We start from the raw sequence: 25,323 nt of genomic DNA on the forward strand, positions 1-25,323 counted from the left end.
CCGCGGTGCCGGCTCAGCGGCGCGGCGCGTCCGCCTCGCGTTCGGCGGCATCGCGCTCGGTGGCCATCTCGATCTGGCGGCGGCGCTCCTCGGCGGCCCGGCGGGTCAGCTCCGCGCCGACCTCGGGGTCGCGGGTGAGGTTCTCACCGGTGGTCGGGTCGAACAGGTGCACGCGGGTGGTGTCCACCCACAGGCGGGTCGGCGTGCCCGGCCGGGCGCGGGACTCGCCGGAGAGGGTGGCCACGACGACGGGGCGCAGCTCGTCCGCGTCCAGGTCCTTGGCCAGCGAGGAGAGCATCTCGGCCACGGCCGGGTCCGGATCGAACTCGATGTAGCCGTACTGCTCGTGGCCGAGCCACTCCAGGTGCGTGAGCGTCGCGTCGAAGGTGGAGCCCTGGTCGCGGCGGCTGTCCTCCACCAGCTCGGCGTCCTCGAAGAACTCCGGCCGCAGGCCGAGGAACACGATGTCCCGCCCCTCGGCGGCGCGGGCCTTCTCGGGCGGCACCGGGATGTCACCGATCGGCGAGGACAGCACGTGGCCGCCCTCCTTCTGCTTCAGCGAGGCGGGCAGGAAGTTCATCGACGGCGAGCCGATGAAGCCGGCCACGAACAGGTTGAGCGGCTGCTCGTAGAGCTCGCGCGGGCTGGCCACCTGCTGCAGCTCGCCCTTCTTGAGCACGGCCACCCGGTCGCCCAGGGTCATGGCCTCGGTCTGGTCGTGCGTCACGTAGACGGAGGTGGTGGCCAGGCGGCGCTGCAGCTGCGAGATCTCCGCGCGCATCTGCCCACGCAGCTTGGCGTCCAGGTTGGACAGCGGCTCGTCGAAGAGGAACGCGTCCGCCTCGCGCACGATCGCCCGGCCCATGGCCACGCGCTGACGCTGGCCGCCGGAGAGGTTGCCGGGCTTGCGCTCGAGGTGGTCCTCGAGCTCGAGCACGCGGGCGGCGTCGCGCACCTTGCGGTCGATCTCCTCCTCGGAGGGCTTGTTCTCCTTGATCAGCCGCAGCGGGAAGGCGATGTTCTCGTACACCGTCAGGTGCGGGTACAGCGCGTAGTTCTGGAACACCATCGCGAGGTTGCGGTCCTTGGGGGCCGCCTCGTTGACGCGGCGGCCGTCGATCAGCATCTCGCCGTCCGTGATGTCCTCGAGGCCCACGATCATGCGCAGCAGGGTGGACTTGCCGGAGCCGGAGGGGCCCACGAGGATGACGAACTCGCCGTCCTCGATCTCCAGGTTCACGTCCTTGATGGCGTGGAAGCCGTCGTCGTAGGTCTTGTCGATGTGGTTCAGGGTGATGGAGGCCATCGGGGGGTCCTTTCGGGAGGTCTCGTGCGCGGGCCTCAGCCCTTCACCGCGCCGTTGGTCAGGCCGGCCACGATCTGCCGCTGGAACGCCAGCACCAGGATCACGATCGGGATGGTCACGATGATCGCGGCCGCCGAGATGGCCCCGGTCGGCGACTCGAACTGCGAGGCGCCGGTGAAGAAGGCCAGGGCGGCGGGCACGGTGCGCGCGGTCTCGGTGGAGGTCAGGGAGATGCCGAACACGAAGTCGTTCCAGGCGATGAAGAAGGCGATGATCGCCGTCGTGAAGACGCCGGGGGCGGCCAGCGGGACGATCACCTTGCGGAACGCCTCGAGCGGCGTCGCGCCGTCCACCTGCGCGGCCTGGTCGAGCTCCCACGGGATCTGGCGGAAGAACGCGGCCAGGGTCCAGATGGAGATCGGCAGGGTCAGGGACAGGTAGGGGATGATCAGGCCGATCCACGTGTCGTACAGCCCGAGGGTGCGCCACATGTTGAACAGCGGCGTCACCAGGGAGATGACGGGGAACATCGAGACCATCAGGGACACCGTGAGCACGAGCCGCTTGCCCGGGAAGTCCAGGCGGGCGATCGCGTAGGCGCACAGCGTGGCCAGGATGACGGCGATGATCGTGGCGATCACGGTGATGCCGATCGAGTTGCGCAGCGCGGTGAGGAACAGCTCGCGCGAGCCGCCCACGAAGATCTCCTCGTAGTTCACCGTGGACCACTGGGTGGGCAGCAGCTTGCCGTTGGCGAGGTCGGCGGGCGTCTTGAAGCTGGTCGCGAAGATCGAGAACAGCGGGAAGAGGCACCACACGCCGATCACGACGGTGAGGATCCACCACAGCGCGGTGGCCTTCCCGGTGCCGCGACGGTGGGGCGCGCGGGCCTCGGGCCCGCGGCCCTCGGGGGCGGGAGCGGATGCGGCGGTGCTCACTTGGAACCTCCTCGGTCGGCCAGGTCCACCTTGAAGCCCTTGACGGCGATGACCGCCATGAGGGCCACGCACAGGAACAGGATCACGGAGACCGCCGAACCCATGCCGATCTCGAGCCGGCCGATGGACGTGCGGTAGGCAAGCAGCGAGAGGACCTCGGTGCCGTAGGCGCCGTTGGTCATGATGTAGATGGAGTCGAAGATGCGGAACGCGTCCATCGCGCGGAACAGGACGGCCACCATGATCGAGGCCTTCATGTTCGGCAGGATGACCAGCTTCATCCGCTGCCACCACGAGGCGCCGTCGACGGCGGCGGCCTCCGTGAGGTCGCCCGGCACCTGGGCCAGACCGGCCAGCAGGAGCAGGGAGATGAACGGGGTGGTCTTCCAGATCTCGGAGAGCATGATCACGAACAGCGCGGTGCTGCTCTGCGCGAACCAGTTCAGGTCCGCGTCGACGCCCGGCAGCCACTCTAACCAGGCGTTGATGTAGCCCGAGTCGATCGAGAACATGTAGAACCACGCGAACGCGGACACCACGGTGATGATGCCGTACGGCACCAGGATGATCGTGCGGATCAGGCCGCGGGTCTGCTTGATGGCGTGGTGCATGGCCAGGGCCAGCAGGAAGCCGAGGATGAGCTCGACCACCACGGTCACCGCGGTGATCAGCAGGGTCACCCCGAGGTCCTTCCAGAACACGGGGTCCGTGAGGATCACGCCGTAGTTGCCCAGGCCCACGAACTCGCGGTCGCCCGGGGCGGTGAGCCGGTACTTGAACAGCGAGTCGTAGAGGGCCTGCAGGATCGGGTACAGGACCACGAACAGCATCACGAAGAACGCGGGGCCGGCCAGGAGCCAGCCGAGACGCGCCTCGGACTTCGCGCGCTGGGACTTCACCCGGCGGGGGCGGCGCCCCTCGGCGGCGCGCGGGGTGGATGCGGCGGGTGCGGTGTCGACGTGGCTCACAGCAGACGCTCCCCTCTCAGGACTTCCTGGATGAAGTCGTCGGTCTCGGCGGGGGTGGACTCGGAGACGCCCGACGGCGGCGCGTAGCGCTGCTGGATCGCGGTGGAGACCTCGTTGTAGTACGGGGTCTGCGGACGCGGGGCGCCGAGCTCGAGGGACTCCCGGATGGTGTCCGCCATGGGGAACTTCTCGGCGACCTCGGGGGCGTCGTAGGCCGCCGGGTCGGCGGGCGGGTTGCCGTTCTCGACGAAGTACTGGCTCTGGTGCTCGGTGGTGGTGATGCAGGAGATCGCGTCCCACGCGAGGTCCTGGTGCTCGGACTTCGCGCCCACGCCCAGGTTGATGCCGCCCACGGGCGGCGCGGCGTCCTGGTCCTCGACGGTGCGGGGGTAGACGGCCCAGCCGATGTCCTCGGGCAGGTCCGTCGGCAGCGAGCCCTCCTCCACGGAGCCGAGGGTGGCCGGCCAGACGAACGGCCAGTTGACCATGAACGAGCCGTTCTTGCCCTGGAAGAGCAGCATGGAGGCGTTCTCGTCCTGGGTCGGCAGGCCGGCGCTTCCGAGGCCCTCCTTGCCGATCGTGGAGATGATCCGCGCGGCCGTGCGGCCGGCCTCGGAGTCGAGGTTCGTGGTGACCTCGTCCGTGGGCGCCTCGGCGTTGGGGATGATCTGCTCCCCGCCGCCCTCGATGAGCGCGTTGAGCCACACGGTCATGGACTCGGCCCGGGCGCCCTGGACGGCCAGGTCCTTGTCCTGGCTGCGGGCGGCCTCGATCAGCTGGTCCCACGTGACGGGCTGGGACATGTCCAGCCCCGCGGCCTCGGCGACCGACTTGCGGTACCAGAGCAGCTGCGTGTTGGCCCAGAACGGGACCGTGACGAGCTCGTCCTTCCAGCTGGCGGCCGCGAGGGCGCCCTCCAGGGCGTTGTCCTCCGCGTACGCCTGCATCTCCTCCGGCACGGGGGCCAGGAAGCCGGGCTCGGCGAGCTCGGGGACGAACGGCGGGTCGAGGGACATGATGTCCATCGACGTGTCGCCCGCGGCGAGGCGGCGGGTCAGCTGCTCGCGCTGGGAGCCGGCGTCCGTCGGGAGCATGGAGGTCTCGATCCGGTATCGGCCGTTCGCGGCGTCGGTGCACTGGGCGGCGATCTTCGCCTGCCCGCCGTCGTCGGGGTTGGTGTACCAGGTCAGGGTGGGCGTCTGCTCGGCCGGGGCACACCCGGCCAGGATGAGCGCGCCCGCAGCGACGGCGCCGGCCAGCGTGGCCCGGCGTCGTTGACGTGCCCGCGTGTCGTGTCTCACAAGTGGAACCTCATTCGATGCGAGTCGGATGTGACGGCCATCATCACGCATCGGAGCGATTCCTGCACGTTTCGCGGGCCCCTTCCTCAGCGGGCGCGGCGGTTCGTCCGGGCGGTCGGCTCCGCGGCGGCGGGATCCTCGGGCCACGGGTGCTTGGGGTATCGCCCGCGGTTCTCGGCGCGGACCTGCGCGTAGGGGCCGGCCCAGAAGGACGGCAGGTCGGCGGTCACGGCGAGTGGGCGGCCTGCCGGGGAGAGCAGGTGCAGGACCACCGGCTCACGACCGTCCGCCACGGCGGGGGTGACACGCGCCCCGAAGAACTCCTGCAGCTTGGCGGCGACCACGGGCGGGGTGTCCTCGTGGACGGCCGGGTAGTCCACGACGACGCCGCGCCCGCTCGGCACGGGCAGGCGCTCGGGGGCGAGCTCGTCCAGCCGGCCCGCCTCCGGCCAGGGCAGGGCGCCGCGCAGCAGCGCCTCGGCGTCCAGGCGCGTGAGGGGCCGCCCGGCGGCCAGGTCGGCCGCGAGCCCGTCGACCAGCGCGTCCAGGCCGGGCAGCGCCGCGTCCGAGAGGTCCGGCCACGGGGCGCCGAGGACGCGGTGGAGCAGGTGCACCCGGCGGCGCAGGCGTTCGGCCCGGCCGCTCGGGTCGAACCGGACGAGGCCGTCGGCGGCGAGGGCGGCGCGCACGGCCTGCGCGGCGGCGTCGGGGGCGACGGGGGTGGGCGTCTCCGCCAGCACGAGCGCGCCCAGCCGGTCCACGCGGCGGCCGGTGAGCCGGTCCCCGCGCCAGTCGGCGGTGTCCTCGGTGCGCCGCAGGCCCGCTCCGGCCCGTTCGGCGAGGGGCCGGTCGATCGGCGCGGCCGCGCGGATCGCGGCACCCGTGCCGGCCGCGTCCCCGGCCACGCGGGCGACCTCGGCCACGGCCAGCCACTCCTGCCCCGCCAGGCCGCCGCCGGCGGCGTCGCGGGGCAGGGCCGCGCGGGTGCCGGAGGCGAGCAGGTACGCGCCCGCCTCCCCCGCGCGTCGGGCGATCCACGCGGGGAAGGCCAGGGCGGCCACGAGGCCGGCGGGGTGCCGCCGCGCGGTCGCCGTCGCCTCGGGCCCGGGCCCGTCCGGCGCCCGCGTCTCCGGGGCGTGGTGCGCGTGCCGACGGGCGAGTCGTTCCAGTCGGTCCGCCTCCCGACGCCAGCGCCCGGCCTCCGGGTGCCGGCCGTCCCGCACGGCCGCGACCAGCGCCTCGAGGTCGGCCCCGGGGGCGCGCAGGTCCAGGGCGAGGGCCGCCGTCGCCTCGGCCGCGGGGCGGGGCCCCGTCCACGGTGCCGCGCGCAGGAGGGCGTGGCCGAGGGGCGGGTCCAGGGGCAGCTCGGCCAGGACGGCGCCGTGCGGGGTGATGCGCCCGTCCGTGTCCACCGCGCCGAGGGAGGCGAGCGTCCGCTCGGCGGCGGCCATCGCGTCGGCCGGCGGGTCCTCGGGCAGGGTCAGCCCGCGGCCGCCCGGGGCGCCCCACGCCGCGAACGCCAGGGCCACCGGCGCGAGGTCGACGACGGCGAGGGCTGGCGTCGGGGCTGCGGGCGCGGTGCCCAGGGCCGCAGCGGTGTGGCAGCGGACCACGGTGCCGGGGCCGAGGCGGGCGGCGCGGCCCGCACGCTGGCCGGCGGCGGCACGCGAGGCCTGGACGGTGACGAGCCCGGCCATGCCCCGCCCCCGGTCCCGGCGCGGCTCGCGGGCCAGGCCCGAGTCGATGACGAGGCGCACCCCCGGCACGGTCAACGAGGACTCGGCGACCGCCGTCGCGACGACGACGCGCGGCACGGCGGGGTCGGCGCGGCCGGCGAGCGCGGCGTCCTGGTCGGCGGGCTCCTGGCGGCCGTGCAGGACGCGGACCTCGGTGTCCGGGGCGAGCGCGGCGACGCGGCCCGCGACGGCCTCGACCTCGGCCACGCCGGGCAGGAAGACGAGGGCGTCCACGGTCGGGTCGGCGTCGAGCGCCTCGGCGTGGGCGCGCGCGGCCGTGGCCGCGACGTGGTCGAGGAAGGCCCGGTCCACACGGCCCTCGGCGGTGAGGCGGTGGCCACGGAAGGGGACGTGCTCCTCGCGCAGCGGGTGCAGCACGGCCGGGGTGGAGACCACGGGCAGGGGCGCCTCCTCCCCCATGCCGCGGGCCCAGCGGGCGGCCAGAGCCGCCGCGTCCACGGTGGCGGACATGGCCACGAGCGCGAGCTCGGGACGCAGCTGCCGCAGATCCGCGAGCAGGGCGAAGAGCACGTCCGTGTCCAGGTCCCGCTCGTGGACCTCGTCCAGGACCACCCCGCCCACGCCGTCGAGCCCGGGGTCGGCCAGGAGGCGGCGCAGCAGCAGGCCCGGGGTCACGAACTCGACGGCCGAGGCCCCGCCGCCCGCCGCATCACCCCGCACGGCGTACCCGACGGCGGCGTCCGCGAGCCGAGCCCGCGCGTCGGGGTCGGCGCCGGGCTGGGCGTCGGCCGCGGCGGTCAGGACCGCCGTGCGCAGCCGCCGCCAGGCCGCGCGCACAGCGACCCGCCGCGGCTGCGTGACCAGGACCCGCCCACCGCCGTGGTCCGCGAGCCGGACCGCGAGCGCGGGCGGGACCACGGTGGTCTTGCCCGTGCCCGGGGGCGCCTCGACGACGGCCGCCCCGCGCGCGTCCAGCGCCGCCTCGAGGTCGGGCAGGGCGGCGGCGAACGTCAGCCCGGCACCGAGGCGGTCGAGGGCGGCGGCGAGGGAGGTGGGGACGGAGACGGGATCGGCGGGGGTGGGCATCGGGTCCATTGTGCCCGCGCGGTCGAGTCGGCCGGTGGCTGAGCCGTGACCCGGGGTAGGGTCAGATTCCTACGGCGACAGGAGCGAAACATGGGCCGCAGGATCGCATTCACGGACGTGGACGTCTCGAACGACGGTGTCGTCACCTGCGCCGTCCATCGCGACGGAGAGGCTCAGGAGCTCTGGTTCCGTCTGCCCTACGCCTTCACCCCGGCCCCAGATCTCATCGCCGCGGTGTACGCCGGTCTGTGCGGTGAGGTGTTCGACGAGGTCCAGATCGACCTGCCGATCGGTCCGCGGCTGAGCGCCGCCATCGAGGAGATGACGGGCGCCCGCGTGGAGCACGCTCCGGGCACGGACCGCAGCCGCGAGCCTGGCACGGCGCAGGCGTTGAACTTCTCCGGCGGTTTCGACTCGCTGGCGGCCCGGCTCATCATGCCGGAGGCCCATCTCGTCTCCCTGGACTTCGGCGGACGGTTCGCCCGGGAGCGCCCCGTGTACTCACGGTTCCCCACGCACATCGTGGAGACCAACCTGGTGGATCTCGGCCTGAACCTGCACGGCACCGAGGCGTTCATGTCCTCGGCCGGCATCCTGCTGCGGGACGAACTGGACCTGGCCGTGCTGGGCTCCGGCGACATTCAGGCCTCGTCCCTGCCCGCGGCGTTCACCGGGCCGGTCCCACAGCGGACGACTCCGGTGGCCGAGGTCCTGGGGCTCGGGCCGGCCTCCCCCGTGGCCGGCGTCTCGGAGGCGGGCACGATGCTTGTCTGCGCGCGCCGTCGGCCGGAACTGCTCTTGGACGTGCTGGCCTCCGTGGCCCACCGCGGAGAGGTGAAATACCACCGCAAGCGGCTCCTCCTTGAGGCAGTGGCGCAGCGTGCGGGACTCGATCTCGCCCTGCCGGACCTGCCCGTGCTGGGGCAGCCGCGAAGGTGGGGTGCCGTGTTCGCCGACGACCTCGCGGCCCTGTATGTGCTGCGCGTCCTCGGGCCGGAGGCCGCATCCCTCCTCTACAACGAGGAAGGCATCCCCGGTCCCGTGCTGGAACGCATCCCGGCCACGTCTCTGGCCTTCATGGAGCGGTTCAATCCGCAGGCCTACGCGGGACTGCCCCCGGAGCTGCTCGGCGAGTGGTACGCGCGGCTGCTCCGCCTCGGCGTGCCGCCCTACGAGCGTCAGGACTGGTTCGACGCGGCCACGGCCATGAAGGCCGTGCGCAACCAGCTCTGAGGCCGCCGTCGACGCCTCCGCCACGCTGTCCCGGACCTGCCCCACTGACTAGGCTGTGACCCATGACCACACCCGTCCAGGAGCACCTCGATCGCCTCACGTCGGCCCACGCGGGTGAGGGGGAGGTCCCGGACGGGCTGGGCGTCGCGATGCTCATGGTGGACGGGCACCGCTACGTCTCCGGATCCATGACGCCCGTGCCCCTGGCCACGCTCGCCTCTCCCCTGTTCCACGCGCAGGCCCTCGAGGACCTCGGCGCGGTGCGGGTGGGCGAGCGCGTCGGCGCCGCTCCCGTGCGTGACCTGGACCACCGGGTCGAGGTGGACGCCGTCACGGGCCTGCCGCACAACCCGCTGCAGAATGCGGGCGCGGTGGCCACCGCCTCCCTGGTGAAGGGCCGCGGCGGCCGCGACCGCACCGCACGCATGATGCAGCTGCTCTCCGCCCTGTTCGACCGCGAGGTCACCGTCACGGAGACGGCCGCCCGCGCGGAGAACCGCGCCCAGCACCACACCCGGTCCGCTGCGTGGCTGATGAAGTCCCTCGACACCCTGGACGCCGACCCCGAGACGTTGCTCGAGGACATCGCCACGGTACGTGCCGCCGCCGTGAACGTGGAGGACCTCGCCCTGCTCGCCGGCACCCTCGCGCACGGCGGCGTCCACCCCGTCACCGGGGACCGCGTGCTGAGCGAGGAGACGGTCCGCGGTGTGCTGTCCGTGATGGACTCCTGCGGCATGGACACCCGGGATTCCCGGTGGGCGTACGACGTCGGCCAGCCCGGCTGGGCGTCCACGCGCGGCGGCACGGTGCTCGTGGTGGTGCCGGGCCACCTCGGTCTGGCGCTGCAGTCGGACACGACGGATGAGAACGGGCTCGGTACCGCGGCAATGGCCGCCCTGCGGACCATCGTCGAGGACTTCGAGCTGCACCCGTCGGTGGTCACCGGCTCCCCACGCGCGGCCCTGCGCACCCACTATCGGATCGATCAGGCGCCCTCGGGCACGGTGCGCAGCGCCGTCGTCCTGGAGGCGCTCGGGCGGTTCGCGGACACCGTGCACGTGATGGAGCTGGGCGGTCACCTCGGCTTCAGCCAGGTGGACGCGATCGCCCGCGTCAGCCGCGGTCTGCCGGAGGTCCTCGAGACGCTCGTGGTGGACATGCGCTCGGTCAGCTCCGTCTCTCGACCGGCCCGGCTGCTGGTGGCCCAGTGGTTCGCCCGCGCGCTGGGCGACGGGCTCGACGTCGTCGTCGTGGACCGGGACGCCGCGGAGATGAAGGAGCTGATGGCGGCCGTCGAGGAGTCCGTGGAGGTCGACCTGCCCGAGCCGCTGCAGGATGAGGCCGAGGGGGTGGATCCCGCCGCCGAGGGCGCCCAGTTCGTGTTCTTCGACTCCCGCTCGCGTGCCGCCCAGTGGGCCGAGCAGCGGCTGCTCTCCCGGCACGCCCCCCACCTGCTGCCGCGGGACGCCCAGGAGGCGGCCGTGGCACCCCTGCTGCAGCACCTCTCCGCGGACGACGCGCGTCTGCTCGAGTCCATGATGGACGAACGGGTCTACTCGGACGGCCAGATCATCCGCCGCGCCGGCCAGCCGTTCGGCGGCATCTACGTGATCGTCTCCGGCACCGTGGAGCTCTCGGGGCAGGGCACAGGCAACCGCCGCGTGCGCCGCACCCTGCTCACCCCGGGGATGACGTTCGGCGAGATGGCCCTGGGCCAGCCCGGCCGCCAGCCCTCCACCGTCCGCGCGCGCGGGCCGGTGACGGCGCGAGTCCTCACCGCCCAGGTGATGGTCGCGCTCCAGGAGGGCTTCCCGCAGCTGGCCCTGGCCTTGTGGGAGGCGCTGGCCCGTGACGCGTTCACCGCGCTGGGCCAGCTCATCCGGGAGACCGGCGCGCTGCAGGATTAAGGCGCCGGCCCGGCCCGCCGGGCTGCAGACCAAAGCGGGCACACCGGCCCGCTGGTCAGTCCACCTCCACCGACTGAAGAACGAACAGTTGCTGCTGCCGCCGCCGATACCTCGCGAAAGCCTGTACGTGATAGGGACCTCCCCCCTCCGGGGCGTCGAACCGTGCACTCCGCTCGCCGGAATACAACTTGCGCTCCACCACCGTTCGCCCTCTGCGCAGGTAGAACGCGAACTCGAGGTCATGACCGCCGCCGTGGTCCACGAGCGCTTCCGTCACAACTTCGCCGCCCTCCCTCGAGACAGCAACGCGGTACAGCAAGACATCCAGGTCTCGCCGGAAGCCTGATGGAGCCCGCGCTCCCGTCCATGTCAAGGCGTTTAGACCATCCTGACTTTCGTTGCCGTCTAGGGTCCTGAACAGGCGCACGCCAGCCGCCTTCCCCACGACGGCATCGCGCACGGAGACCAACTTGCCGAGCTGGGTCTGCGCGAAGTTGAGGTTCTGCTCGGGCAAAGACATCAACCAGGACCCCACCCGCGGGCTGAGCCAGTCCTTGGCACCAGGCAGCTGGAGCAGTTCGTCGAATGTCGCACGCAGCTGGAAGGCCACATATGCCTTGGTCGAAGCAATCATCGAAGTGGCGGGCCGCGCAGCGGCCTCAGACTCGCGCATACTGCGTGCCGCGCGCTCCTCGTTCTGCCAGTACTCGGTAGCCTCATCAGCAGATTGCGTGACCTGCCACGTATGCACCGGACGCCCGCTCGTACGACGAGAACGAACCCGGTCCGTCCACTGGTCCGCATCGAAGGGGAGGTCATTCAGCTCCGGCGCCATGAGCTCAATCAAGTCATGGAACACCGCACCCTCACGACGCAAGTCGGGGTCTATGCGCTCACCGGCCCATGTGAAAGCAGGCTGGTTGAGGGGGAAGAACGGAATCGCACCCTCCTGGGCGAAACGTAACGCAGTGCCGAAGTGCGCTCGGTTGCGATACAGCGTGTAGTGCCGATCACCAGCGTCCACGAGGGTTGTACGACCCGTGCTTCGCAGGGCCTCGCTAAAATGATCGAACATGCCTTCGGCGTGCTCTCCGGAGACTAAGTCCGTGCGGTAAATATGGTCGAAGGCCAAACGGAGATCCGACTCAAAGCCCTCCGGCGTGCCCTGGAAACCAGGAAGGTCCCGGTAGCGTCGCCAATAGTTCGTCCCACGGAAGGTCTCTCCGCTTGCCCCCCGCAACTCACCCACCATCACACTGCGAATGCGACGCCGCCTATTAAGTCGGAACGAGTAATTCAACTCTCCGCAATCATCTTGCCACCATTCAATCGGCTCGAATGGCGTGGCCATGAATGTATCGAATTCGGGCTCCTCAGCCCACCGCATTCGGTAGCGCCGTCGAATGGTGTCCGCGAGAAGGAGATCCTTCTCGAGACCTGCTCTCGCAGATTTCACTCCCCACGTGCGAGGGTTGACGCTGCGCACTTCAAATTTGTTTTGCACCCCAGCGCCCACGAGCATCGCCATCATGAGCCGGGAGTCCTTTCCACCGGAAAGGTTAATTCGCAGTGACGGGAATCCGGCACTACCGAGAACCTTCACCTGTGCAATGGCGGCGGCGGACCCACGCTCTAGTAGGGATTTATAATTTAGGGCATTCAGATCATCCAGGCCCGCACGAGGTACGACTCGGGCCTCCCCTCGAGAGATCACCATCATCTCAAACGGCCGCATGGTGAGGGTGGCCCGGTCTGCCGTACGGTCTGACATGATATTCGATGTCAGCCAATCAGTGGACAAGACAGTACCGGCGATATGCTCCCAATCCGGATCCATATCAACGCCCAGAGCCCGACGTTCATGCGCCACGGCCCGCGCGCTAGTTCCGAGCACGAGGCGAGGCCCGTCTTCCCGCTCCACCGCACAGTGGAACAGCGTCTGGAAAGCATAGGCGTCAGTGAGAACGACATACTCGTCCGGATGCGTCCGCCCCTGAAACACAGCCAACCACTCACCGTTGGCTTCGAGAGCTTCATTCACAGTGAGATCTGGTCGAGCCACCGGGGAGATTTCACTTAAGAGGCGGCGACTGGAGAGAAGGACACCGCTAAATGCAATGCAGGTCATGTCCTGCAGGCTGGGGGCATGTTGCCCCGACGCCGCAACTCGGCGCACCCCCTGCAACGTGAGGGCCATACTGGGACGCGTGCTGGTCGAAATGAGACCTCTCCGTTCGGTCGTGGTGAGCGACAAGGTGTCAGTCAAAATCCGCGGTCTGGGACGACTGAGGGCTCGGGATCTAAGGATGCCCTCCAATATCGCGATACAGTACCCCAACTCTGATAGGCAACTGGGCTTAATCATAGCGGTGGAGACGTCCCACACAGGTTCACACTCTGCAGTCGGGCGGGTCGATTCACGCGCCTCAAGAGAGGTCGAAGCCACTGATACTGTCCCCTATGGCACGTGCGATGATGCAGCGGAAGTAGGCACTCGCGCAGACGACACCCCCACGAGGAACGAGGTTGCCAGCATGGACCCTGAGCCTTCCCGCATCGCCCAGGCCCGGGAGGCGGCGGGTCGCTGGGTCGCCGCGACGGACCGTGGCGATGACGCATCAGCAGATCAATCATTGGAGGAACTGCGGCGCGCCGTGGCCGACGCCGGGGAGGCCAGACGAGATCTCTGCGATCAGATCCTCCTCTTACCCGGGGCAGAAGGTCTCCCCTGGGCCGAGATCATTCCGCCGTCTAAGGGTCTCGCCCTGCTCTACAACTTCTCTCCGTTCCAAGACACCGGCTCCACAGTGGCCTCGAAGCGCATTCGACAGTTCGGCGAGTCGGTGGACGTGATCGCGTGTTCATTCCTGCACCACAAGAAGCCGGACCCCACGATCGAACGGATCGCAGCCCCGTACGTACGCACACGGCACTTCCTACCCTTCACTCCTTCCTGGGCCACGTGGGTCGCGCACTCGGCTTTTGCGGAGCACGCTGCGAACCTAGCCTCCCGATACATGGCGGAGCGTGGCCGGCCGTACGAGTTTCTGTACAGTCGCGGGATGTGGTCCCCCTCGCTCATCGGCGGGGCACTGGTCAAGCTGCGGCACCCCGAGGTTCGGTGGATCGCTGAGTTCTCCGACCCGCTGTCCCAAGACGTCACGGGCGTCCACCGTGGCGGGCCGACGGTCGACAACGCATGCCGCAAAGAACTCGTCTCGGCGTTCGAGAATAGTTTTGGTCCCATGTCCGAAGCGGAGAAGTCTATCTTCGCGATCGCGGAGAACATGGTCTTTGCGCTCGCCGACGAGATCATTTTCACGAACGCACTGCAGATGAAGACCATGGTGGATAAGCTCCACCGACGCGATCTAAAGGACCGAGTGCTGGCCAACGCCAAGGTCAGCCACCACCCATCGTTGCCACGCGAGTTCTACGAAATGGCCCCCCATGATCCGCAGGTGTCCCCAGACCGGCTCAATGTCGCCTACTTCGGCGAGTTCTACTCGTCGCGTGGTCTCATCGAGGTGACCTCGGCCATGCGAGCGCTACCCGAGCGGCTCCGGGAGCGTGTCCATCTCCACGTGTTCACCAACTACGTCCCGGTGGGCAAGGGAGGGCGACGCCCCCGGAACTTCTCGGCGAAGCAATATGAAGATCTCGTTGCGCGCGCTGTCAACGGGGTTGGGGCCGAAGGAATCGAGCATCTGGTGACGTTTCACCCGTCCCTGCCGTTCTTGGAGTTCCTGGCAGCCACGGACTCCTTCGACCTCCTAGTCGTGCGCGACGCAGCGTCTGGTGAGCACCACGTGGTGAATCCGTATCTGCCGTCCAAGTGGAGCGACTACGCGGGCTCGCGGGCTGCCACATGGGCAATCGTCGAAGAGGGCAGCACCATAGCCTCGATGGCACCTCGCTACGCGTCCCCGGTGAACGACCTCGGTGCGGCGCGCGAGGTGCTCTGGAGTGCCCTCGAGGACAAGTTCGGCCCCCTGTCCACCGACGCTGAGAGCGGAGCCCGTTCGTGAACACACCTCTTCCGGATCCTCCGAGCAACCTTGACACGGTGCTCGCAGCCCTCGGGCGTGCTTCCACCCCTGCCGTCAAAGACTCCCCGTTCGGAATCACCCGGGGCGCCCTCATGGGCCTGTCAGACGCTCACGGGAACGCGCGAGCCGTGGTGGTGGGCTCGCCGCACCTGGTGCGCCGCGTCCAGGAGGCCACGCCCGCCGTCGCCGGGGTACCGGGGCTCCTCGTCGAGCAGGTGGAGCTTCCTCTGGTGGAGACTCTCGTCATCGACTGGGATGCCTTTCAGCGGGGTCCTTGGCTCGCCGCCAACACCCATGCCGCTGTCAGCCTGAAAGAAGAGATCTTCGAGGCCGGCCGCCGGATGCGAGCGCGGGGCCGCCTCGTACTCGGGCTTCCGCTTCGTCCGCTGGCCGCCACCGGCGACGCCCGCCTGCTATCGACGTGCACCGTGGACATGACCGCTGTCCCGGAAGCCGACCTGGAGGAGGGCGCCCCTCAATCTCCGGTCTGGATCACCCTCGCCGGCGTTGTCCAGGACCGTGCTCGCATGCAGACCGCACCATCCGCTGGAGGAATGTGAATGGCCGTCATCCTCGTCGCACCCGACCTCCTCACGGGCGGTTCACCCGCCGCCGCGCACTGGGTGCTGGCCACCTGCCGGTCACTGCGGGCACTCGGCCATGACGTGTTATTTCACCCCCGCGAGCGAGAGCTGGGCCATCTGGGGCGCCTGCTCACACAAGCCGGTGTGCAGGTGCTCCCCTACGACGCCACGAACCCCGAGCACCAGGACGAGCGCGGTCATCTCCCTCGGTACCGGGCTCGACGCGTCCTCGCCGAGGCTCGGCAGAGGAAGGTCGACATCGTTCTCGCTCAGGGCGGGGAGCTCACCCTCGCCCTCGCAGGTGGGCGCGCCCTTGCGGACCGCCTCTGGGGGCTTCCCATCGACACGCCCTATCGCATTGAGGAGCTGTCCCCACTTATCGCGCGGCGACTCTCGAGCCTCGTCCGTGGCACTCGCCGACTGCTGGTGTTGTCCGAGGACCAGCGTGCGCTGATCGAAGCAGAGCACGTGGAGGCGCTGGCGCGCCTCACGTTGATGCCGACCCCCCACGCTTCTGGACCCACTGCCGAGCGTCCCACTCCGACCGGGGACACCATCGACATCGAGGTGTGCCTGGACTTCTTCACTGAGGAATCCGCCCCCGACCTGGCGGCCCATGCCCACGTCATGCAGGAAAGGCGCCATGTCCCTCGCACCGTCCTCACCGGTGCCGTCGACGCGCCGATGTCCAGCGACGCCCGTTGGCGTGAGGTGCCCGGGCTCGTGATGGCCCTGGGTGGAGCGCCCTCCACGGCACCAGCGGGTCTTGTCCCAGCCCCGGCTGACCCGGTCGCTCACTCGCAGGCTGTGGACTACCTCCTGTCGCGCGGAGCCCTTCCCATCCTGATCGATCCCACGCCCTCGTCCCATGTCGATCCCCGTGTGATCGTCCTCCCCTCAGCTGCCGGGCTGGCAGATCTCCCCCAGATGCTCCGGTCCGCCAGGCCGATGCACGTGGCGCCCTCCGCGCATCCCGTCGGGATGCCGGAGTCCACGTCACAGTGGTTCCGTGCTCTGCCCACACATGTTCCTCTCCGCCACGAGGAAGGCCGGCCGCTGCGGGTCGTCATCGCGGGGGCAGACCTGAAGTTTGCAGGCGACCTTGTCCTTGCCCTTGAGGGACACCCGGACGTCGACTTGCGTATCGACCTCTTCAAGGCGAACGCGACCCCCCAGCCTGAGATCAGCCAGGACTACGTGGCCTGGGCGGACGTGGTCATCGCTGAATTCGCGAGCAAGAATGCCCTCTGGTATGCCGAGCACGTCCGGCCTCACCAGAGGCTTATCGTGCACCTGCATGGCTACGAGCTGCTCTCCGATTGGATCGATGATCTGCGGATCGACCACTGTGCAGCCATCGTCGTTGCGTCGGACTTCTATCGCCGCCGGGCTCTCGATATGAAGGGCTGGCCTTCGCAACTCGTACGAGTGGTCCCGAACTCCGTTGATGCCGTGGACCTGCAGCGCGAGAAGTTCGACGATGCTCGTTTCCACCTCGGGATGGCGGGTTATGTGCCAATCCTGAAACGACCGGATCGGGCTCTGCACCTTCTGAGCCTGCTCCGGCAGAAGGATGAGCGGTACGTCCTCCACCTGCGTGGACACCACCCTTGGAACTACCAGTACGAATGGAAGAAATCCGCCCACCAGGACTCTTACCGCCGGTTCTTCCGCGAAGCCGGCGAAGACCCCGTCGTGATGGATGGTCTCTGCTTCGAGCCGTTCGGGCCGGACATGGGCAATTGGCTGCGCCGCGTGGGATGGATCCTGTCCCCTTCCACACGAGAGACGTTCCACCTGGCCGGTGTGGAGGGGGCGGCGTCCGGTGCGGTGCCGCTCGTCTGGGAGCGAGAGGGATCCCGCGAGATCTTCAGTGATCGCTGGAACTTTTCGGACACCGAAGCGGTGGCCGACTTCGTGCTCGAGACGAACCGGTCCTTCGACGCGTATGCCGAAGAGTCTCGCCGCGCGCAGGAATTCTCTCACCGCTACACCACCGAGACGGTGACCGAGGCGTGGTTCCGGCTCATTTCGGAGCTGCGGGGCTCCCCCGACGCCGTGCGCCCCTTCGAGGTGGACGTCGCCCCGCAGGAGGACCTCCCCCCCGAGGCCGCAGCGATCGCCTCCGATGTGGAGGGAGCCCTGCTTGAGGGCTCCTACGGGCGGGCCCTCGAGGTTCTCGACGAGCGGATCGCCATCACCGCGAAGTCCACGGGCGCGATCAAAGACATCGAACTCTGGGTCCGCGGAGTGGCCGCCCTGGATGCGCGACGGTTCTCGCTCTACCTCCCGCGCACCGAATCCGGTTTCGATGCGGCAGGCCCTGGGCTGCGCGTGCGGTGCACGGGCGTCGCCGACAATCGAGGCGTCGATGACTCGACCGCCACGGTCGTTTCCGTCGACCCCTACCCGTTCACTGAGCCAAAGGAGGCTGCCCGGCTATCCGATGGCCAGCCCCAGGCGCGGATCGCCGAGTCCGCGGCTCCCGCGCACCTGGTGCGTGCCGACCGCTGGCTGGAGCTCCATTCAGCACGGGTCTTGGACGAAGCGCTTGAACGGGGCGCACGACGCCTGGAGGTGAGCGGGTCTTGGTGGCTGGCGCTCCTCACGGCGCTCGCTGCGGACCGGCTCCGGCTCCCTGCTGAATGGACTGTGACCGACCCGGAGGACGTGGCCCGCGCCCAGCGCGCATTGGCGGACCCGTACACGGCGGATCATGTGGACTATCTGGCCCTGAGAGCGTTCGAAGGAATGAACCGGATCTACGACCAGACGGGACACGTGAATGGTCCCCTGGCCGCCCACGTCCGTCTCGCGCAGCCCGATGCTGGGCCCGAGAGCTCAGACCGTGCGCTTCCCGCACGCCCCGCCCCCTACCCGGACTACGAGGGAATTCCCTCCGCGATGGAGCGCACACTCTCCGCGATAACGGTCCTCGTCGCGGGCGATGATGAACTCGTCGAGTCTTGGAGGCGCACCGGCGTACGAGTGGAGGCGCTCCAACCCACGCGGCTTCCCGCGGTTGTGGGAGCTGAGGTCGACCTCGTCGTCGTCGATCCGCAGCTTGTGGATGACCCAACGTGGCAACCCCAACTGACCACGGCGGCTCCAGGCGGCCAGACCGGGATGTCGCGCCTATTCGACCGGGTGCGGACAGCTGGCGGACGCAGTCTGGTACTCGGCCACGCTGGCCGAGCGTGGCCTCCGGGCCTTACCGCCACTCTGCGCAAGGCCGACCGATTGACAGTAAGCGCGCCAGATCAGGCAGCTTCCGTCCTCACTCTCAACCCGGTGTCCGTGGAACGTGTCCTCCCCACAAGGGAAGAGGGGCCGTGGGAAAGCGCTCCGGCTGTCTTCCTGCGCTGGACGGGGATTCCCGTGCGTGCGGACTGACAACCCGCGGAGGCAGCGTCCCCGTGGGACGCCGCCCCCGTCACCGCCCGAGCACGTGGCGCAACGCGCCCTCCAGCTCGGGGTCGCGCATGTCGTAGCCGGAGGCGGCCAGCCGGTCCGCCACGACCTTCTGGTCTGCCGCCACGGTCTCGGCCCGGCCCTCCTCTCCCAGCAGCAGACGCGGGCCCGCGTCGGGGACCGGGACGACCGCGGGCCGGCGCAGCACCCGCCCGAGCACGGTGGCGAACTCCTTTGCCGTGACCGGCTCCGGCGCCACGGCGTTCAGCGGGCCGGTGACGCCGTCGTCGAGCACCGCGTGGGCGAAGGCCCCCGCGATGTCGTCCACGCCGATCCAGCTCAGCCACGGGCTGCCGTCGTGGCTCTCGCCACCCGAGGTCGCGACCGGGCCGCCGAGACCCGCGAGGAACAGCGGCAGCACCTGCTGCAGCATGCCCCCGGCCGGGCTCAGGACCACGCCGGTCCGCAGCATCGCCACCCGGACGCCGGACGTCTCGGCGCGCCGGGCCTCGGCCTCCCAGTCCGCGACGACCTCGGCGAGGAAGTCGTCCCCGGGCTCCAGGTCCTCCACGAGGCCGCTGCCGAACGGGCCCGTGCCCGCGTCCGCCCCGTAGTACCCGATCGCCGAGCCGTTCACGAGCGCCCGCGCCCGCGCGTCGTCCCCCTCCCGCGCGGCGATCCGGGCGAGCGCGTCCACCAGGGTGCGCGTGCCGCGCACACGCGAGTCGTGCACGGCCTCCTTGTGCGCGTCCGTGAACCGGCCGGCGATGGGCTCGCCCGCCAGGTTCACCACGACGTCGGCCTCGGCCAGGGCGTCCTCGTCCACGATCTCGCGGGCCGGGTCCCACAGCGCCGCATCCAGCGCACCGCCCTTCTTCGAGCTCCGCACCAGCCGGATGACGCGGTGGCCGCCGGTGGTGAGCAGGGCACGGAGCTGCCGGCCGATCAGTCCGCCGGACCCCGTCACCGCGACCGTGCGGGCCGGTCCACCGACGAGGGGGCCGGGGTGGGCGGCGTGGAAGTCCAAGTCATCGGCCATCACGCGGGCGCGGTAGGCGAACTGGCGGCCCAGCTCCGCCTCGAAGGCCTCATGGGTGCGGCGCGAGGCCGCGGTGCCCAGACCGGGCACCCGGGACACGAGGGACTCCCCCGGCAGCGCGTACTCGATGTGGTCCGTGACCACCGTGCCGCGCCGCCCGTCCGCCGTGTCCGCCTCACCGGGCGCGGCGTCGTCAAGCAGGTGAGTGTGCCTCCAGGAGGCCAGAGGTCCGGAGACCATCTCGTCCCGGAACATGCGGCCCTCCTCGTAGGCCGTGTGGCGGGCCCGCCACGGCACCGCGGGCGCGGCTCCGCCAGGGAGGCGGGAGGCGACGGCGTCCGGCAGCAGGCCGGTGAGCATCCCGTGGGCCGCGCCGGCGAACAGGCCGGCGGCCCCGGGGGCCTGGATGTGCAGCCGCGATTCGGAGCCCACGCGGAGGCCGTCAGAGGGCCCCTGGACCACCTCGCCGGCGAACGGCGGGGTGAGACGCTCCAGCGCGCCGGGGTTCTCCAGCCATTGGAAGACGACCTCACGCGGGTGGCGCAGGAGGGTGCGGTGCTCGAAGACGCGGATCTCGGTCATGCACGCCAGCCTGGCACAGATGGAGGAGACGCGAACACCTGTCCGGGCCGGGCCGTGCAGGACAATGAGGGGATGGACCTGCTTCCCGAGCTGCGCTGGACCGCCGCCGCCCTGCCCGCCACCGAGCTGACCCTCGTGGCCGTCTTCTCCCCCGAGGACCAGACGGTGCGCGCCTCCGGCGTGGCCGTGCCGGAGGACTCGGAGCCCCCCGCCGCCGCGATCGGGCGCCTCCTCGAGACGCTCATGGACCGGCTCGAGGCCCTGGACCCGACGACCGCGGACCGCGAGATGAACCCGCGCCCGGTGGAGCCCCACCCGGGCGTGTCGCAGCCGGTCGTCGACGCCCTGGCGGCCTACGCGGCAGGGGACGTCGCCGCGCTGGACGCCCTCGACGTCACCCAGCCGGGCACCGCGTTCCGGCAGCGGGCGTGGCGGGAGCTGCGCGGCATCGCCCCCGGCTCCCCTGCCACCTACGGCGGCCTGGCCGAGCGGTGCGGGACCCCGCGGGCCGTGCGCGCCGCCGGCGGGGCGTGCGCCGCCAACCTGGTGGCCGTCGTCGTGCCCTGCCACCGGGTGGTGCGCGCCGACGGCGCCGCCGGCCACTACCTCTACGGCACCGCCGCGAAGCAGGCCCTGCTGGCCCACGAGGCGGCCCACGCGGGCTGACCGCCGCCCACGCCCCCGGCAACGCCGGTTGAGTTATCACGGGTCCGTGGGCCGAACACCCGTGATGACTCAACCCGCGTTGCGGGCACGAGAAGGGGCCGGGCCGCGCGCTCCACGCACGCGACCCGGCCCCCAGGCGCTCAGACGCTCAGACGCTCAGACGGAGAGCTTGTCCACGATCGCGTTGAGCGTCGCGGACGGGCGCATCACCGAGGTGACCTTCTCCAGCTCCGGCGCGTAGTAGCCGCCCAGGTCCACCGGGGTTCCCTGCACGCCGTTGAGCTCGGCCAGGATGGTCTCCTCCTGGGCCTCCAGCTCCTCGGCGATCGGCTTCGCCGCGGCCGCCAGCTCGGCGTCCTCGGTCTGCTTCGCCAGCTCGCGGGCCCAGTACAGCGCCAGGTAGAAGTGGCTGCCGCGGTTGTCCAGCTCGCCGACCTTGCGCTTCGGGGACTTGCCCTCGATCAGCAGGGTGCCCGTCGCGGCGTCCAGGGTGTCCGCCAGGACCTGCGCGCGGTGGTTCTCGTTCGCGACCGCCTCGTGCTCGAAGGACACGGCCAGCGCGAGGAACTCACCGAGGGAGTCCCAGCGCAGGTGGTTCTCCTCCACCAGCTGCTGCACGTGTTTCGGGGCGGAGCCGCCCGCACCGGTCTCGAACAGGCCGCCGCCGTTGAGCAGCGGGACGATCGAGAGCATCTTCGCGGAGGTGCCCAGCTCGAGGATCGGGAACAGGTCCGTGTTGTAGTCACGCAGCACGTTGCCGGTCACGGAGATGGTGTCCTCGCCGCGGCGGATGCGCTCCACCGAGAGCTTGGCGGCCTCCACCGGGGAGAGGATGCGGATGTCCAGGCCCTCGGTGTCGTGCTCCTTGAGGTACTCCTCGACCTTCTTGATGAGCTCGCGGTCGTGGGCGCGGGTCTCATCGAGCCAGAACACGGCCGGGGTCTGGGACGCGCGGGCGCGGGTCACGGCCAGCTTCACCCAGTCGCGCACCGGGACGTCCTTGGTCTGGCAGGCGCGCCAGATGTCGCCGGCCTCGACGTCGTGGGAGAGCAGGGTCTCCCCGGCGGAGTTCTTCACGGCCACGGTGCCCGCGGCATCCATGATGAACGTCTTGTCGTGCGAGCCGTACTCCTCGGCCTTCTGCGCCATGAGGCCCACGTTCGGGACGGTGCCCATGGTGGTGGGGTCGTAGGCGCCGTTGGCCCTGCAGTCGTCGATCACGGCCTGGTAGACGCCGGCGTAGGAGGAGTCCGGGATGACGGCCAGGGTGTCCTGGGTCTGGTCGTCCTTGTTCCACATGCGGCCGGAGGTGCGGATCATGGCGGGCATGGAGGCGTCCACGATCACGTCGGAGGGCACGTGGAGGTTGGTGATGCCCTTGGCGGAGTTCACCATGGCCACGTCCGGGCCGTTCTCGTAGGCGGCGGCGATGGCCGCGCGCACACCCTCGGCGGTCTCGGCGTCGAGCTTGTCCAGGCCGCCCTCGATCGCGGCGAGGCCGTTGTTCGCGGACAGGCCGGCGGCGGCCAGCTGCTCGCCGTACTTCTCGAACAGCTCGGAGAAGTAGGCCTTCACGACGTGGCCGAAGATCACCGGGTCGGAGACCTTCATCATGGTGGCCTTCAGGTGCGCGGAGAAGAGGATGCCCTCCTCCTTCGCGCGCTTGACCTGCTCGGCGAGGAACGCGTCCAGGGCCTTGGCGGACATGAACGTGCCGTCCACGACCTCGCCCTGGAGGACCTTCAGGCCCTCCTTGAGCACGGTGGTCTCCCCGTCCTCGCCGGTGAACTCGATCGTCAGCACGTCGGCGGCCGGCAGGGTCACGGACTGCTCGTTGGCGCGGAAGTCGTCCGCGCCCATGGTGGCGACGGCGGTCTTGGAGTCCGGGGTCCACTCGCCCATCGAGTGGGGGAAGCGCTTGGCGTACGCCTTCACGGCCTTCGGGGCGCGGCGGTCCGAGTTGCCCTCACGCAGCACCGGGTTCACGGCGGAGCCCTTGACCGAGTCGTAGCGCGCCTTCGCGTCCTTCTCCTCGTCGGTCTTCGGCTCGTCCGGGTACTCCGGCAGCGCGTAGCCGTGCGCCTGCAGCTCCTTGATCGCCGCGCGCAGCTGCGGCACGGAGGCGGAGATGTTCGGCAGCTTGATGACGTTCGCCTCGGGGGACTTCACGAGCTCGCCGAGCTCGGCGAGGGCGTCCGCGGTGCGCTGGTCCTCGGGCAGGACGTCCTTGAACGCGGCGAGGATGCGGCCGGCCAGCGAGATGTCACGGGTCTCCAGCTCCACGCCGGCGGTGCCCGCGTAGGCGCGCACGATCGGCAGCAGCGACGCGGTGGCCAGCATGGGCGCCTCGTCCGTGAGCGTGTAGATGATCTTCGACATGCGGATGATCTCTCCTTCTGGCCGCACTCGAGACGCGGCCCTCGTCGGCAGGGAACGGGTGACTCCCCGCCAATCTACCCGGCGCCTCGGACGCGCCACACCGTGTGTGGCTCGGCGTCAGCGCCCCGGCCGTCGCCGGTGCCCTCGCCGGGCCCGGCGGGGTCGCCCGGGTACCAGGGGGGCGTCGGGTCGGCGGGGGCGCCCCCCGACGACGGCGGCACGGCCGGTCCGGCGGGCCCGCGACCCGCAGCTCGGCGACGAGGTCCTGGACCTGACCGTCCTGGAGCCTGCGCACCAGGTCGGACTGCTGGCCCGTCTCCATCGCCGCGACGACGTGGACCGCCGTCGACTTGTCCGGGAGCCGGAACAGCGCGCAGCAGCTCGACCTCGCGGCGGGTCATCGCCTCGTCACCTCGTGGGGGTCGCGGGGGCCCGGTCCGGGCCCCCGTCCGGCGGCGGCGCGCCGCGCTCAGCCGTGGAAGAAGTGGCGCGCCCCGGTCAGGTACAGGGTCACGCCGGCGGCCTCGGCCGCGGCCACGACCTCCTCGTCCCGGACGGAGCCGCCCGGCTGGACGACGGCCTTCACGCCGGCGTCGATGAGGATCTGCAGCCCGTCCGCGAACGGGAAGAACGCGTCCGAGGCGGCCACGGCCCCGCGGGCCCGCTCGGGGGCGCCCTCCCCGGAGACGTTCTCCGCGCCGCCGGCGCTGGTCACGTCCTGCCCGCCGGTCTGCGCGGCGCCCAGGGTGTTGGCGCGCTCGACGGCCAGGCGGCAGGAGTCGAGGCGGTTGACCTGGCCCATGCCCACGCCGACCGTGGCGCCGTCGTGGGCCAGCAGCACGGCGTTGGACTTGGCCGCGCGCACGGCGCGCCACGCGAAGGCCAGGTCGGCCAGGACGGCCTCGTCGGCGGCCGGGCCGGCGGCGAGGGTCCAGGTGGCCGGGTCGTCGCCGTCCGCGTCCACCGCGTCCGCGATCTGCAGCAGCATGCCGCCGGAGACCTGCTTGGCCTCCACCGCGTCCCGCAGGAAGCCCTCGGGCAGGCTCAGCAGGCGCAGGTTCTTCTTGGCGGAGAGGATCTCCAGGGCCTCGGGCTCGAACGCCGGGGCCACGACGACCTCCGTGAACACGTCCTTCACCTGGGCGGCCATGGCGGCGGTGACGGGGCGGTTGGCCGCGATCACGCCGCCGAACGCGGAGACCGGGTCGCACGCGTGGGCCTTGGCGTGCGCCTGCGCGATGTCCGTGCCCGCGTCCGTGACGGCCACGCCGCACGGGTTGGCGTGCTTGACGATCGCCACGGCCGGGACCGGGTGGTCGAAGGCGGCGCGCACCGCGGCGTCGGCGTCCACGTAGTTGTTGTAGCTCATCGGCTTGCCGTGCAGCAGCTCGGCCTGCGCGATGCCGGGGGCCGCCGAGGAGTCCAGGTACAGCGCCGCGGGCTGGTGCGGGTTCTCGCCGTAGCGCAGGATCTGCGCGCGCTCGAGGGAGAAGCCGGCGTAGGGCGGGAATACGGGGATCTCGTCGGCGTGCGTGTCCTCGCCGAAGTGGGCGGCGGTCCAGGCGGCCACGGCGTTGTCGTACGCCGCGGTGTGGGCGAAGGCCAGGGCGGCCAGGCGCCGGCGGGCGCGCAGGTCGAAGCCGCCGGACTGGGCGGCCTGGACGACCTCGCCGTAGCGGGCCGGGTCCACGACGATCGCCACGGACGCGTGGTTCTTCGCGGCCGCGCGCACCATGGACGGCCCGCCGATGTCGATCTGCTCGACGACGGCGTCCTCCGCGGCGCCCGAGTTCACGGTGTCCACGAACGGGTAGAGGTTCACGACGACGAGGTCGAACGGCTCCACCTCGAGCTCGCGCAGCTGGGTCACGTGGTCCTCGCGACGACGGTCGGCCAGAATGCCCGCGTGCACGCGCGGGTGCAGCGTCTTCACGCGGCCGTCCAGGCACTCCTGGAACCCGGTGACCTCGGCGACCTCGGTGACGGGCACACCGGCGGCGGCGATGCGCTGGGCGGTGGAGCCGGTCGAGACGATCTGCACGCCCGCGGCGTGGAGCCCGGTGGCGAGCTCCTCGAGGCCGGTCTTGTCGTACACGGAGATCAGGGCCCGCTTCAGGGGCACCGTGTCCAGGACGGTGGGGATGGGCTGGGCAGAGGTCACGAGGGGGCGCTCC

The 25,323-nt window shown here is 70.7% G+C and carries 15 protein-coding genes; 6 read left to right on the forward strand and 9 right to left on the reverse strand.

Translation table 11 applies throughout. The features are described from left to right. Positions 1–13 precede the first annotated feature (13 nt). The 5 genes from AC0VX4_RS08875 to AC0VX4_RS08895 form a co-directional block, all read right to left on the reverse strand. On the reverse strand, positions 14–1,306 hold the full coding sequence (locus tag AC0VX4_RS08875; RefSeq protein WP_002856613.1) for an ABC transporter ATP-binding protein: 1,293 nt from the start codon (positions 1,304–1,306) through the stop codon (positions 14–16). A gap of 35 nt (positions 1,307–1,341) precedes the next feature. Beyond that, a complete protein-coding gene (locus AC0VX4_RS08880) occupies positions 1,342–2,244 on the reverse strand; it encodes a carbohydrate ABC transporter permease (protein WP_126860495.1) in 903 nt (300 codons plus the stop codon). Continuing rightward, on the reverse strand, positions 2,241–3,212 hold the full coding sequence (locus AC0VX4_RS08885; protein ID WP_475464272.1) for a carbohydrate ABC transporter permease: 972 nt from the start codon (positions 3,210–3,212) through the stop codon (positions 2,241–2,243). The genes AC0VX4_RS08880 and AC0VX4_RS08885 overlap by 4 nt, the downstream gene beginning before the upstream one ends. Next, entirely contained in the window at positions 3,209–4,513 is a 1,305-nt protein-coding gene (locus tag AC0VX4_RS08890; protein WP_475464273.1) for an extracellular solute-binding protein, read from the reverse strand. The genes AC0VX4_RS08885 and AC0VX4_RS08890 overlap by 4 nt, the downstream gene beginning before the upstream one ends. An 86-nt stretch (positions 4,514–4,599) precedes the next feature. Next, positions 4,600–7,296, reverse strand: a complete 2,697-nt coding sequence (locus AC0VX4_RS08895; RefSeq protein ID WP_475464274.1) for an ATP-dependent helicase C-terminal domain-containing protein — start codon at positions 7,294–7,296, stop codon at positions 4,600–4,602. A gap of 90 nt (positions 7,297–7,386) precedes the next feature. Here AC0VX4_RS08895 and AC0VX4_RS08900 point away from each other — a divergent pair, with 90 nt between their 5' ends. After that, the gene (locus AC0VX4_RS08900; RefSeq protein WP_002853708.1) at positions 7,387–8,529 is read left to right on the forward strand and encodes a hypothetical protein; all 1,143 of its coding nucleotides are present in this window, start codon (positions 7,387–7,389) and stop codon (positions 8,527–8,529) included. Positions 8,530–8,591: 62 nt separating this feature from the next. After that, positions 8,592–10,439: a glutaminase gene (locus AC0VX4_RS08905; RefSeq protein WP_464466245.1), complete on the forward strand. Its 1,848-nt coding sequence runs from the start codon at positions 8,592–8,594 to the stop codon at positions 10,437–10,439. A gap of 55 nt (positions 10,440–10,494) precedes the next feature. On the opposite strand, the gene AC0VX4_RS08910 is transcribed toward AC0VX4_RS08905, so the two are convergent. Then, entirely contained in the window at positions 10,495–12,567 is a 2,073-nt protein-coding gene (locus AC0VX4_RS08910; protein WP_464466246.1) for a hypothetical protein, read from the reverse strand. Positions 12,568–12,646: 79 nt separating this feature from the next. Between AC0VX4_RS08910 and AC0VX4_RS08915 the strand changes: the two genes are divergently transcribed. Genes AC0VX4_RS08915 through AC0VX4_RS08925 form a run of 3 tightly spaced genes read left to right on the forward strand, consistent with a single transcriptional unit; the run spans position 12,647 to position 18,465 of the window. Beyond that, on the forward strand, positions 12,647–14,467 hold the full coding sequence (locus tag AC0VX4_RS08915) for a glycosyltransferase family protein (protein WP_475464275.1): 1,821 nt from the start codon (positions 12,647–12,649) through the stop codon (positions 14,465–14,467). A 38-nt stretch (positions 14,468–14,505) separates the two neighbouring features. Continuing rightward, on the forward strand, positions 14,506–15,048 hold the full coding sequence (locus AC0VX4_RS08920) for a hypothetical protein (RefSeq protein ID WP_363738904.1): 543 nt from the start codon (positions 14,506–14,508) through the stop codon (positions 15,046–15,048). Continuing rightward, positions 15,049–18,465, forward strand: coding sequence for a glycosyltransferase family protein (locus AC0VX4_RS08925; RefSeq protein WP_464466248.1), 3,417 nt, complete (start codon positions 15,049–15,051; stop codon positions 18,463–18,465). 40 nt (positions 18,466–18,505) lie between these two features. Here the strand turns inward: AC0VX4_RS08925 and AC0VX4_RS08930 are convergent, their stop codons facing one another. After that, on the reverse strand, positions 18,506–20,104 hold the full coding sequence (locus AC0VX4_RS08930) for a TIGR01777 family oxidoreductase (RefSeq protein ID WP_475464276.1): 1,599 nt from the start codon (positions 20,102–20,104) through the stop codon (positions 18,506–18,508). A gap of 72 nt (positions 20,105–20,176) precedes the next feature. Between AC0VX4_RS08930 and AC0VX4_RS08935 the strand changes: the two genes are divergently transcribed. Beyond that, positions 20,177–20,770: a methylated-DNA--[protein]-cysteine S-methyltransferase gene (locus tag AC0VX4_RS08935; protein WP_049158687.1), complete on the forward strand. Its 594-nt coding sequence runs from the start codon at positions 20,177–20,179 to the stop codon at positions 20,768–20,770. A 156-nt stretch (positions 20,771–20,926) separates the two neighbouring features. Here the strand turns inward: AC0VX4_RS08935 and AC0VX4_RS08940 are convergent, their stop codons facing one another. Next, entirely contained in the window at positions 20,927–23,149 is a 2,223-nt protein-coding gene (locus tag AC0VX4_RS08940) for an NADP-dependent isocitrate dehydrogenase (RefSeq protein WP_475464277.1), read from the reverse strand. Positions 23,150–23,618: 469 nt separating this feature from the next. Then, entirely contained in the window at positions 23,619–25,310 is a 1,692-nt protein-coding gene (gene purH / locus AC0VX4_RS08945) for a bifunctional phosphoribosylaminoimidazolecarboxamide formyltransferase/IMP cyclohydrolase (protein WP_475464278.1), read from the reverse strand. Positions 25,311–25,323 lie beyond the last annotated feature (13 nt).

The organism is Micrococcus sp. 63XJN7_8_ISO-PGPR-S23-253 (assembly GCF_056173425.1).